Below are 12,294 nucleotides of genomic sequence, written 5' to 3' on the forward strand. Positions count from 1 at the left end.
ACAGTCCCCTACGGAGACTGTGCTTTTTTGTGTTCATTTTTATAAAAAGAGCGAGGTGTGCTCATTGTGCACGTTTGGTCATACTGGATAACAGCTTCAGGATGAAACCAAGAAGTGCAGCGAGTGAGAAGGCCATGGCAGTAAGATAGAAGACCTGTCTGCCTGCATGATCCAATATCAACCCGCCAAAGGTTCCGCTGAGCAGACCTGAGGCACTTGACCATACGATGGTGAACAGGGCCATACCTGTCGCACGATACGCATCGGGTACAAGGCGGGTAATATAGCGAACGGCTGTTACATAGAAAATGCCAAAGGTGACGCTGTGCATGGTTTGAATGGCGACAACAGCGGCAGGTGTATCCGATACAGACATCAGAAACAAACGAAGGGTATACATAAGGGCAGCAAAGGTGAGTAACGGAAGCTCCTTATACCGATTGCCATACTTGCTGAGCAGCAGGAATATAGGAATCTCGCTCACGGAAGAAATGAGCAGCGACCAGCCGATCAGGCCTTCACTGGCACCGAGATCCTTCAGCGTGATGGTGAGAAACGCTTCGTTCATTCGATGCCCCAATGCCAGCAGGAAGACACACCCGAAAAAGCTCAGCACATCTCTTCGTTTCAGGATTGCCCAGAGCCCGGATAGCTCCATTTTACTGCTGCTTCCAGAGGGTTCATTCTGATCCTGCAACCGGAAACCAATCAGAAGAGTAATGGCCGCAAGTGTAACGCACACCCACATCGTCCACCCGGGTCCAAAAGAACCAAGAAAATAACCAATGCTTAATGCAAAAAAAGCATAGCCAATGGAGCCGAAAACTCGAATGGACGTAAAATTCCGACCGTATTTGCTTGCAGTGGTAATTGCCATCGTATCGGCAAGCGGGTAGACCGGATAATAGAAAAAGTAAAATAACGTCACCAGGATAAATACTTGGCCAAAGGACGTTGCATTGGCGAGCATGACGCCTGTAATTAATTGTCCGCCGAGCAGAATAATCATGACTTTGCGAACCGTTTTGTAGCGGTCACTGGCCATACTCCAGAACATGTTGGAGAATACGGAGACAAGTGGACCTATACCGTACAAGTAGCCAATCTCGGCCCGGCTGAATCCCAGATGACTGAAGTAGAGCTGGAGATAGGATACCACCAGCACGGTTGAACCGAAAATTGTAAACATAAGTGCCCGCAGCCAGTTTTGATCCGGGCGGGCGTTGTGACTTAATTTCATGTTGAGAGACTCCATTCTTCATTACATTTCAATATTTAGCCTTTAAGTGAAGACGACTTGCGGGACGGTGGAGCAGACATGGAAGGTTCCTTCTGCGTGCGCCGGATAACGAGCCATACAATGATCAGTTCTGCCAGCAGACCGAGGGACTGGGCGACTGCACCAATCATGCCGTTCCAAGCTGGGAAGATGCTGACCAAAATGAGCAGGACGATCACGGTACAGATTGCATTGGCTGACTGGGAGCGGAACATCGTTTTGGTCTGTCCCCGCAGCAGGATTAGCCCATTGCTGAAATCAAGAAAAGGCGAAATCAGGGGAAATAGCACAAAGGCACGCAGTGTCCACAAACTTTGCTGCAGCAGGTTTCCCTGAACGCTCATTACATTTTCCAGTACCCATGGACCTAGAGGCGTATAGGCTATGGCTGCTGTCATGGCAAAAGGAATGAATCCGGTTACCAGTGCGAATTTTTTCACCAGTTTGGCATCAATCTCATAGAAATTAAGCACAATTTGATGGATGTAGGTGAAAAAGCTTAACATGAGCTGCATCAAACTGCTGGCTACAGCAAAAGAAGAGATGGCCAGTGCAATACCTGTTGTTTTGCCAAGCACGATATTAATGACAGGTCCGATGAACAAGGCGACAAAACTGGATAACAGCAGCGGTTTGTAGAAGCGGAAAACGTCTCCTTTGTTTTCGACAGGATGATCCTCTAGCTTGGCTGGCATGTTCCGCTTGATGCTGTTTCCCTCAAGAAAACTGACGAGCGCTTCAATCATCATACCTGCCGCAAAAATGATAGCGCCTACACGACCACTGTTAATACTGTCTGTATAGATGAAATACAAGGATAGGCCATACATGCCTCCAAGACGAAATAACATGCCTATCGTCAGCCATTTGGTCCGATTATTCGTAATGATAATGCCTTGATAGATATTGCGAATGACCGAGAAGATACTGACGTACATCAGGATTTCGTAGACATCGATTACTTTGGACAATAAATCGGGACTCACGCCGAACAGATATTTAAAAACCACTGTACCAATGGGAGAGTATACGATAAGGAATCCGATCAGCAGTACGCAGGCAAGAAATATTTTGGTGACGAAAGTGAGGGCCTGAAAGGACAGGCGGTCCCGTACCAGCGCAGAACAGGTTTGCCGCAGCAGTGTGGAGGGGCGTTCCGTAAGGGTCAGCAGGCTGCCTGCAATGGCGTAGCTGGCAATGACCGTCTCCGGATGGGCGGATCTGGCGAGTGTGCTATTAATAATTACGTGAGAAATGGTAACCAAAGAGGCGGATATGCCGAGCGGTACAAAAAAAGCAAATAACCGTCTCCACGAGAGAGGCTCACTTGACATCATGTCAACGACTCCTTTGATGGATGAAATATGCTTAGTATATCACAAAGGCTAGTTGGCGGAAGCGATTTTTTCCCGTGATTATGCAGTAGATCATTTGTACAATTAAGGGGTTCATATTATAATGGGATTGGTTAAAAATCGCTCTAATACGTATTCAACCAAGTGGAGGCACATTTATTTTGAGCCAATCTAATCAAAGTCGACATCAATATCCGCGGGGACCGCTGGAATTGATGAGAAGGGTGTACAAGTACACCATTCCGGAAACGCGGAAAGAACTGGCTGAATGGAGAGCTAAGGCTGAGAAAATTCCGAATGAGGAATTGCGCAATCAGGCTCTGGCTAGTCTCAAGGACAAACAGTTTCACTGTGAGGGTGGAACGGTTTATGCTTTGCCCGATATGCCTAAGAGGCACATCTTGATTCCGCTCATCGTTTCTTATCAAACCATAAGTGATTATTTGGACAATCTGTGCGACCGCAGCACATCGATGGACCCGAATGATTTTCGGCTTCTCCATCAATCCATGCTTGATGCGGTAGATCCCGAAGCAACCCCGGTCAATTATTATGCGCTCCGTGAGGAGCAGGACGATGGTGGATACTTACGGAATCTGGTGACGACATGTCAGGAGCTCACACGTCAGCTGCCTGGATATGCGTCCGCCAAGCCTCAAATTCAGGATCTGGCAGGCCTATACACGGACCTGCAGGTATATAAGCACATCAAACCGGAACTGAGAGAAACGGCACTGCTCGAGTGGTGGGCAGAGCATCGCCACCGTACACCTCAGTTCCGTTGGAACGAATTTGCCGCCGCTACCGGCTCTACGCTGGGCGTATTCATGCTGTTTCTGGCTGCGAGTGATGATCAGCTGACTGAAGAGCAGGCGGCCTCAATCCATACTGCCTATTTTCCGCATGTATGCGCATTGCACATTATGCTCGATTATTTAATCGATCAGGATGAAGATCGTATCGGTGGAGATCTCAACTTCTGCAATTATTACGAAAATGTGGAGATGATGCTAGACCGCATTGCTTTTATTGTGGAGATGGCCCGCAGTGATGTGCAGAATATTCCGGGAAGTGCTTTTCACCGGATGATTATCGAAGGACTGCTTGCCATTTACCTGTCTGATCCCAAAGTCAGCGAACAGCAGGAAGTTCGCGCCATATCCAAGCGTTTGATGAAGAAGAGTCCAATGACCAGAGTTTTTTTCTTTATCTTCAGTCGCTGGATTCGCAAGCATATGTAAGTCAGGCGCATTGTTGCGGAAGCCTGAAGTGAAACTAGAGGAGGAAGAAACATCATGACAGCAGTAAAAAAAATCGCAGTTTTAACGAGCGGTGGTGACTCACAAGGAATGAACGCGGCTGTTCGTGCGGTCGTTCGCAGCGGACTGTTCCACGGTCTTGAAGTATACGGTGTTCAACGCGGGTACCAAGGTCTCTTGAACAACGATATATTCCCAATGGATCTGCGTAGTGTAGGTGACATCATTCAGCGCGGGGGAACGGTTCTGCAATCCGCCCGTTGCAAAGAGTTCTATACTGCTGAAGGTCAGCAAAAGGGAGCAGATATCCTGCGTGCACGCGGCATCGATGGTCTGGTTGTAATCGGTGGGGACGGCTCCTACAATGGTGCCAACAAACTAAGTAAACTCGGTATCAATACAATGGGTCTTCCGGGAACCATCGACAACGATATCTCGTTTACGGATTACACGATCGGGTTCGATACAGCAGTAAGTGTTGTGGTCGATGCAGTCAACAAACTGCGTGATACCATGTCTTCCCACGAACGTTCTTCCATCGTTGAAGTTATGGGCCGCCACTGTGGTGATATTGCGCTTCATGCCGGACTGGCTTCGGGTGCAGAAACGATTCTGGTGCCTGAAGTTCCATTTGACATGGATGAAGTGGCAGACCGGATGAAAGCCAACTTCGCACATGGCAAACGCCACAGTATCATTATCGTTGCCGAAGGTGTTGGCAAGGGTGAAGATGTGGCCAAAGAACTGATGGAACGCTGTCCGACATATGAGCCGCGTGTAACCGTACTGGGTCACATTCAACGTGGCGGTACGCCGACTCCGTTTGACCGCAACCTTGCCAGCCGTCTGGGAGACTTTGCTGTGCGCAGCCTGATCGCGGGAGAGACCGACAAGGGGTGTGGCATTATCAAAGGTGAGCTTGTTCTGACAGACATCGATAAAGTCGTTAACACCAAAAAGGATTTCGATATGAACACTTACGAGCTTGCACAACGTTTATCTCAATAAACAACAAGCAAAAGAGCACAGCGCCGTCTAAACGGGCTGTGCTCTTTTTTGTATGAATCAACATTATGATCTGTTTGCGTTATATCGATCGGTTTATCGGGATTGCTCGATCATGCGGATGGCCGCTTTTCGCTGAACCAGGAATAGCCTCCATAGTAGTGCTGTAGCACCGACTGCGAGGCCGGCAATCAAGCCAATCCAGTATCCAAAAGCGCCAAGCGTTGTATACGTAGCTGTAATGTATCCCACTGGAAGGCCAATGATCCAATAAGCCACAAACGTAATGATCAGTGCAGGATTAACGTCTTTGTATCCCCGAAGAGCACCCTGAGTCGGTGTTGCAATGGCATCTGAAATTTGAAAGAAGATGGCGTATATCAGGAAATGCTGAGTCAACGCAATGACTTCTTGCTCGTTTGAATACAGTCCTGCAATTTGTTCCCCGAACACGAGCAATACGACTGCAGTGAGCAGCGAGAGTACAATAGCTCCGCCGATGCCAAGCAGGCTGTACTGTTTGGCATCCTTTAAACGTCCTGCACCCGCCTCATAACCGACCAGAATGGTGAGGGCCATACATATGCTCACTGGCAGCATGTACAGCGTAGAGGCGAAATTAAGAGCAGCCTGATGCGCAGCAATCGTGATGGTATCAAATCGGCTCATCATTAATGTAACGGCTGCAAAGATTGACGTTTCAAAAAAAGTAGCGAATCCGATGGGTACCCCGATTTTGAGCAATTCTTTCCATTTGCCCAGCGATATGCCGGAGAGATGGCGGAACACGCCATACTGGGCGAAGGGTTCAATCCGGTGAACAAAGAAGATGCTGATCAAAAAAATGATCCAGTATGTACACGCGGTAGCGACGCCTGCACCTACACCTCCCAGCTGGGGGAAACCCCAACGTCCGAAGATGAGCAGATAATTCAGCAAAATATTAACCGGAAGTGACACTAACGTAATTAACATGGTTATTCGTGTCTGTCCAAGTGCATCCATAAAACTGCGCAGCACGGTATATCCGAACAGTGGAATGATGCCAAAAGCCAGTGCGCTTAAGAAATAAAAAGCTACCCGTGCAACCCGTGGCTCCAGAGGCATCCCGTTCAGAATTGGGGTAAGTACCACGGCTCCGATGGCCAGAACGGCTAGGCTCACCGCGATGCCCAGATATAGTGCCTGGATCACGCTGTGGCCGATCTGATCATTGCGCTTGGAACCCAGCAGATGGGATACCACGGGGGTGATTCCGATAAGAATACCGCTAAGCCCGGTTTGTACCGGCATCCACAGACTCGTGCCAATAGCTACACCAGCGAGATCCGCAGGGGAAAACTTGCCTGACATATTGGTGTCGAAGAAAGACATGGCAGACAGGGCAATTTGTGTTGTGAATATCGGTAGAAATATGATCAGGAATTGCTTTACTTTTTGCGAAAAACGGGTGGTTGTCATGTTCACTTGAAAGTGCCTCGCTATTCATAATAATGATCATCAAACTATCATACGACAGCTATTCATTGTAGTGGATTTTGCTGAATTTGAACAGGGAAAGGCCGGAATTACGTGGCGAAAATAATAAAAATCCCGCTCCGCGTGAGCGGAACGGGAAGATGATAATTAAGGGAAGAGTGCTTTACTTATAGTTCACACCTGAGGTATAACGATTGGACGCATTCCAGAGCAGATACTCATCCACATCCATGTCTTTCATTGCACGAATCTGGTCTTCGACTTGCTTTTTGCCGTATTTGATGTAGTGTCCACTGCCGAGCCAGCTGGCCGTAAAGTCCTGAATCCAAGGCCGAATTACCGGTTTAAGATCCTTGGTTGGGTCGAGTTTCTTATGTGTATCCTCCATGGAGCCTTTGATCGTTGTGTAAGGGTCCTTGTCAGGATCCTTTACGCCATACCATCCGGTAGAGTAGTGACTTGGATAGACCATTGGTGAGATCACGTCCACATTTTCGGAGATTTTAACAAAGTCCTGACCGATTCCTTCTGCTGCGGGTACAGAGGCCGCATAGCCGAAAATATCAACCGAAACCCGGACACCCAGAGGCGCAAGCTCCTTGCGGGCGTATTGAACAAATTCCGCAACAACATCGACCCGCGATTTGTCGGTTTTGGTGTATTTTAATATATCGGCACGGTTCTCGAAGCCTTCTGGGAAACGCACATAGTCAAATTGAATTTCCTTGAATCCTAGCTTGGCGGCTTCCTTGGCGATTTCAATATTATAGTCCCAAACTTCCTTGCTGTACGGATTAACGAAACTGTCGCCTTTGCCATTGGCCCATACCGATCCGTCCTTGTTTCGGAAGGAAAGCTCCGGATTTTTCTTGGCAAGGATCGTATCTTTGAATACAACGACCCGTGCAATTGGGTAGACCTCGTGTTTTTGCAGTCGTTTCATCAAGGCGTCAATATCCCGGATAAACGGTTGGGATTTGCCCATTTTCTGTAACGATTGGTTCTCTGTAGGGTAGGTTATGTATCCGAGGTCGTCCTTGATATCAATGACCATGGAGTTAAGCTCTGTATTATCAATCAGATCGAGCAGCTCCTTCATCCGGGCTCCGCCGGCACTGTAAGCCGTAACATAAATTCCTTTGACAACTGGAGCATCCGGCTGAGGGTCAATTTTGGCAGGCGGATTATCCGCATCAATGACGACTTGATCCTTTTGGGATTGAATAATGGCGGTGTTAAAACTATTTGTTAACGATTGAAGCTGCTGGTCACCCTGATCTGCTGTTGCCGATACTCCACTGAAGCTTCCCAAGGCCATGGCCAGTAAAGCCCAAAACGTATTCATTTTATTCCCACTCCCTTTATGTACATTCCATGATTGAATTATATAATAAAGCCTCTGGGCTTTTAACCATATTAATCAAGTGATGAAACATTCCGGAAAAAATGAAAACCGCTTCCTGCGAGGAGAACCTCCCAAGAAGCGGCGTGATTAATCAAAAAAATATTATTGAATGTAGATGTCGTTCTGATGCTCACAAATACTGTACTGAATGATTTCCATTGCGTCTCCCTGCTCCAGAATGCCCAGCCCATCCCGGAGAACAATAAGTGAATCGAGCTCATTCGGTTTCAAGAAAGGGAGCATTTCCGGGCACCATCTGTTGACGATTTCAAACAGTTTTACCGTTTCCATATCCACAATAATCACCCTTTCCTACTCGAATTCCAAAATGGTAAGTCATTCGGGGCGAATCGGAAAAGCATATGGCCTGTGAAAGTGAAGGGCAGATCCTGCTATACATCATATTTAGGAGCCGTGCACAATTATTATACCACAATTATATAAATTGTTAACCGTACATGTGTCTCAACTTCGGCGGAAAGAACCCATGACACCGACTGTCTCAACGATATTGACGAACGCATTTGGATCGGTTTCCTTGATGATGCGTTTAATCTCAACCAGCTCATAACGAGTAGTCACTGTCATTAACATGTCCTTTTCAATGTCGGTGTATGCTCCCTGAGTTTTGATCTTAGTGACACCACGGGGACGAACCAGCAATTTCTTCAACATGGCTTCCGTCTCGTTCGTGATAATGTACAATGTCACCTTGACATGGCTGATATGGATCAGATCAAGCACCTTACCTGTAATGTAGATCGAAACCATGGAGGCGAGAGCAATATTCCAGTCATTGTTCAGATAACCAGCGAGCATAATAATAGCTCCATTCATACCCGCCATAACGGTACCAATGGGGAAATCCCGGTAACGCGTGAAGATGGAACCCACAATGTCGAGTCCTCCTGTAGAACCGCCTACACGGAAGGAGATGCCTGTACCAAGACCTACGAGCACGCCGCCAAACACACAGCTGAGCAGAGGGTCTGTTGCCACGACAAAAACAGGCAGCAATCCAATAAACCAGGATGTGGCAGCTACCGACACGATGCTTAATATAATAAATCGTCGTCCAAGAATAAACCAACCTGCGACCAGCAGAGGAATGTTGAGAACAAAGTACATTATACTAAGATTCAAGCTTGTAAAATAACCAAGAAGCATGGAAATACCGGATACCCCGCCGCTTAGCAGCTGATGGGGAACCAAAAACCAGTTGAAGCCACAGGCAATAGCTGCAGCACCCAATATGATCACTAAAGAGTGCCATATTATTTTGGGCAATTTAATCACCTCATTTATATTTAAAACCAGATTGCTGGTAATCTTGAATTGTTTTGTGATATAATGATTTGTGGATATTCTTGAGTAGGGAACTTTTTCCAAATGGAACGATAAAATTTGAAATGTTTCAAACACATGTATGTAGTTTTAGTCTTATGTTGGGGACCCATTCACGAATTATGTTGATAATGAAAATAATTTGCCCATATGGGATACCCTATAAATATTAACGCTACTTAAGAATACAGACAACAAAGTGGATTGTCCACCATGTCCACCCTATAGAAGGAGTATGAATAATTTTGACAAATTTAAATTTCGTAGATTTCAATCTTGAACCACTGGTGCTGCAAGCCATCACCGAACTCGGGTTTGAAGAGGCGACGCCGATTCAATCCAAATCGATCCCTATTGCGCTAGAAGGCAGAGATTTGATCGGCCAAGCTCAAACAGGTACCGGTAAAACAGCTGCATTCGGTATTCCGCTGATCAGCAAAATCTCCAAAAGTGACGAAAAAATCCGCGCCCTCATTATGGCACCTACACGTGAACTTGCGATCCAAGTTGCCGAAGAGATCGAAAAACTTACCCGCTTCAAAGGTTTGCGCTCCCTGCCAATTTACGGAGGACAAGATATCGTTCGTCAAATCCGTGCACTGAAAAGAAAACCACAGATTATCATCGGTACACCTGGACGTCTCCTGGATCACATCAACCGCAAAACGATTAAACTTGAAGATGTACAAACTGTTGTATTGGATGAAGCAGATGAAATGCTCGACATGGGCTTCATGGAGGATATCCAATCCATCCTGAAACAAGTCCCTGCGGATCGTCAAACGATGCTCTTCTCAGCAACAATGCCTCCTAACATTCAAAAATTGGCTCAGCAATTCCTGACCAATCCTGAGCACGTGTCTGTTATCCCGAAACAAGTTAGCGCACCTTTGATTGACCAAGCGTACATTGAAGTGCCAGAGCGTCAAAAATTCGAAGCGCTTAGCCGTTTGCTTGATATGGAATCTCCAGAACTCGCAATCGTATTCGGTCGTACAAAACGTCGTGTTGACGAATTGGCTGAAGCATTGCAAAAACGTGGATATTCAGCTGACGGTCTCCATGGTGACCTGTCCCAGAACCAACGTGATACGGTAATGCGTAAATTCCGTGATGGAAGCATTGATGTACTCGTAGCAACAGACGTGGCTGCACGTGGTCTCGACGTATCTGGCGTAACACACGTTGTGAACTTTGACCTTCCGCAAGATCCGGAAAGCTACGTTCACCGTATCGGTCGTACTGGACGTGCTGGTAAAGAGGGTGCTGCCTGGTCCTTTGTTACACCGCGTGAGATTGATCACCTGCACTTTATTGAACGTGTAACTCGTCACCGTATCCCTCGTAAGCCTCTGCCAACATTGGCTGAAGCAGTAGAAGGAAAACAACGTTTGACAGCTGAACGTTTGCTCGAAATCGTACAAAATGGTGAACTGAACGAATACAAAGGTATCGCTATCCAATTGCTTGAGCAATACGATTCTGTTCAACTGTTGTCAGCTTCCCTGAAGCTCCTTACAGGCGACAAAAAAGATGCTCAAGTTGATCTGACTCCTGAAGATCCGATCCGTGCGAAACGTCGTAAACCAGATGTTCGCTCTGGCGGACGTAAGCCATCAGGTTACAGCGGCAACCGCAGCGGTGGCGGCGGTGGCTACAACCGTGACCGCAACAGCAGTGGTGGCGGACGTGGAGGATACAATCGCGATCGCAACAGTAGTGGCGGTGGAAGCAGAGAAGGTGGTTACAACCGTGACCGCAAACCACGTCCAAGCAACAACGAAGGACGTCGTCCTGCGAAAGATTCCTCTTTTGAATAATATGCAAGATTGATTTAAGAAATGGGGCAGGCAGCTGCTCCATTTTTTTTTTATGTCTCAAATTGCCTGAATCCGTTACGCTGTAGAACCCATAACAAGCAGAGTTGCTGATCTGTTTTCGGGAAGTACTGGCTTTTCCTATCAATAATAAGGTATATTAATATTAGACTTCAGGTTATACGCAAGGCTGCGGAGGAGGAGAAATGTTTGGAATTTAAAGGAGCTATGGGTGGGATCTATCGGCTTACAGAGTGGATTACGAGACTGGCCGCAACCAATCTGTTGTGGGCTATTTGTTCGTCTCCGTTCTTGTTTTTCTTGATTATGAAACTGCTCGTTATGCAGCAGAACCTCGCAAATGAATCATTGCAAATGAACTGGGCTATAGCTATTGTGGCACCGCTTACACTGTTTCCGGCAACATCGGCCCTTTTTACGGTCGTTCGTAAATGGAATATGGGTGACACGGATGTACCGATCTTCCGTACATTCTTTGTAGGTTACAAAGAGAACTACAAACAAAGCTTAATCGGGGGCATATTTTACACTTTGCTTTTTGCCATCATGTATCTGGATTACACGGTATACATGACACAGTTCCGTAATATGCAGCTTGTGGGAATTATCATGCTTGTGCTGCTGTTGCTTTTGTTTGTTTCCTTGTTTAACTTTTTTTCGATGGTTGTACACTATCATATGTCAATCGGACTCATTATTAAAAATGCAGTACTCTTGACTCTGATCAGACCGTTTCGTGTGTTCTCTACATTGCTCGGAAGCGGACTATTGTTTTACATTGGATTCCGGTATCCGGTATTGTTTGTCTTCTTTATTATCAGTATCATTGCCTGGTTTGCATTCTTTAACTTCTACGCAACCTTCATGAAAATGCAGGAGCAGATGGAGAAAATGCAGCAGAAGAAGGAAGAGGAAGAAGCGGCGCAAAATGATGATGGAGTAGATAAAATCGGTGATCTTGAAGCTTCAGACGTGAAAAACGAAAATCTGCAAAAATAAAACATGGAGCGTCACCATTTACTTTTTACGCGGTTAGGGATATAATAATTGTACATCCTGCGATGTACGTTTCGGTTATTCGTTGTTTTGAACCAATGATGATGTCTTCGGGAGATCTACACAGAATGTTGCTGAAACGCCCTGTCTATACGACATGGGGACTTCAAATAATACATTATTGCGGTCACCCACCTGCTAAGCAGGTTCATAAGACAATGTAGCCGGACGGCATGGCGGGTTCCTATTTTACAAGTACAGCACCCTGACTCTTTCCTCTAATCCAGGAAGCTCAGGGTGCTTTTTATTTGAAATTTTATGTTTTGACCAGTGT

10 protein-coding genes and 1 other RNA gene are annotated in these 12,294 nt (G+C 46.5%); 5 read left to right on the forward strand and 6 right to left on the reverse strand.

All coding sequences use genetic code 11. From position 1 onward, the window contains the following. Window positions 1–61: 61 nt before the first annotated feature. On the reverse strand, window positions 62–1,240 hold the full coding sequence (locus AC3RCI_RS10025; RefSeq protein WP_154896019.1) for an MFS transporter: 1,179 nt from the start codon (window positions 1,238–1,240) through the stop codon (window positions 62–64). 35 nt (window positions 1,241–1,275) lie between these two features. Next, complete coding sequence (locus tag AC3RCI_RS10030; protein ID WP_336779497.1) at window positions 1,276–2,616, reverse strand: polysaccharide biosynthesis protein; 1,341 nt, start codon at window positions 2,614–2,616, stop codon at window positions 1,276–1,278. Between the two features lie 233 nt (window positions 2,617–2,849). On the opposite strand from AC3RCI_RS10030, the gene AC3RCI_RS10035 reads away from it, so the two are divergent. Together AC3RCI_RS10035 and pfkA are read left to right on the forward strand one after the other, a co-directional pair. Beyond that, entirely contained in the window at window positions 2,850–3,875 is a 1,026-nt protein-coding gene (locus tag AC3RCI_RS10035) for a tetraprenyl-beta-curcumene synthase family protein (protein ID WP_492529862.1), read from the forward strand. Between the two features lie 54 nt (window positions 3,876–3,929). After that, a complete protein-coding gene (pfkA, locus tag AC3RCI_RS10040; RefSeq protein WP_127536449.1) occupies window positions 3,930–4,901 on the forward strand; it encodes a 6-phosphofructokinase in 972 nt (323 codons plus the stop codon). 93 nt (window positions 4,902–4,994) lie between these two features. On the opposite strand, the gene AC3RCI_RS10045 is transcribed toward pfkA, so the two are convergent. The 4 genes from AC3RCI_RS10045 to AC3RCI_RS10060 all read right to left on the reverse strand — a co-directional run bounded on the left by AC3RCI_RS10045 (window position 4,995) and on the right by AC3RCI_RS10060 (window position 9,069). Further along, a complete protein-coding gene (locus tag AC3RCI_RS10045; protein ID WP_492473272.1) occupies window positions 4,995–6,359 on the reverse strand; it encodes an MATE family efflux transporter in 1,365 nt (454 codons plus the stop codon). Window positions 6,360–6,540: 181 nt separating this feature from the next. Then, window positions 6,541–7,722, reverse strand: coding sequence for a putative glycoside hydrolase (locus AC3RCI_RS10050; RefSeq protein ID WP_127536448.1), 1,182 nt, complete (start codon window positions 7,720–7,722; stop codon window positions 6,541–6,543). 162 nt (window positions 7,723–7,884) lie between these two features. Continuing rightward, entirely contained in the window at window positions 7,885–8,073 is a 189-nt protein-coding gene (locus tag AC3RCI_RS10055) for a hypothetical protein (protein WP_170948057.1), read from the reverse strand. A gap of 174 nt (window positions 8,074–8,247) precedes the next feature. Beyond that, window positions 8,248–9,069 (reverse strand): YitT family protein, encoded by an 822-nt coding sequence (locus AC3RCI_RS10060; RefSeq protein ID WP_095288017.1) that lies wholly within the window; start codon window positions 9,067–9,069, stop codon window positions 8,248–8,250. Between the two features lie 302 nt (window positions 9,070–9,371). On the opposite strand from AC3RCI_RS10060, the gene cshA reads away from it, so the two are divergent. The 3 genes from cshA (at window position 9,372) to ssrS (ending at window position 12,207) form a co-directional block, all read left to right on the forward strand. Further along, window positions 9,372–10,946, forward strand: a complete 1,575-nt coding sequence (gene cshA, locus AC3RCI_RS10065) for a degradosome RNA helicase CshA (protein WP_336779500.1) — start codon at window positions 9,372–9,374, stop codon at window positions 10,944–10,946. Window positions 10,947–11,153: 207 nt separating this feature from the next. Next, window positions 11,154–11,963: a YesL family protein gene (locus AC3RCI_RS10070; protein WP_127536446.1), complete on the forward strand. Its 810-nt coding sequence runs from the start codon at window positions 11,154–11,156 to the stop codon at window positions 11,961–11,963. 51 nt (window positions 11,964–12,014) lie between these two features. Further along, a non-coding RNA gene (gene ssrS, locus AC3RCI_RS10075) (6S RNA) lies at window positions 12,015–12,207 on the forward strand. Window positions 12,208–12,294: the final 87 nt, after the last annotated feature.

It is taken from the genome of Paenibacillus sp. MT124 (genome assembly GCF_058792755.1).

What these genes read in the sequence shown, in the direction of transcription:
- AC3RCI_RS10025 (WP_154896019.1), bottom strand. Translation starts at nt 1,240, where the DNA reads ATGAAATTAAGTCACAACGCCCGCCCGGATCAAAACTGGCTGCGGGCA.
- AC3RCI_RS10030 (WP_336779497.1), bottom strand. Translation starts at nt 2,616, where the DNA reads ATGATGTCAAGTGAGCCTCTCTCGTGGAGACGGTTATTTGCTTTTTTT.
- AC3RCI_RS10035 (WP_492529862.1), top strand. Translation starts at nt 2,850, where the DNA reads ATGAGAAGGGTGTACAAGTACACCATTCCGGAAACGCGGAAAGAACTG.
- pfkA (WP_127536449.1), top strand. Translation starts at nt 3,930, where the DNA reads ATGACAGCAGTAAAAAAAATCGCAGTTTTAACGAGCGGTGGTGACTCA.
- AC3RCI_RS10045 (WP_492473272.1), bottom strand. Translation starts at nt 6,359, where the DNA reads ATGACAACCACCCGTTTTTCGCAAAAAGTAAAGCAATTCCTGATCATA.
- AC3RCI_RS10050 (WP_127536448.1), bottom strand. Translation starts at nt 7,722, where the DNA reads ATGAATACGTTTTGGGCTTTACTGGCCATGGCCTTGGGAAGCTTCAGT.
- AC3RCI_RS10055 (WP_170948057.1), bottom strand. Translation starts at nt 8,073, where the DNA reads ATGGAAACGGTAAAACTGTTTGAAATCGTCAACAGATGGTGCCCGGAA.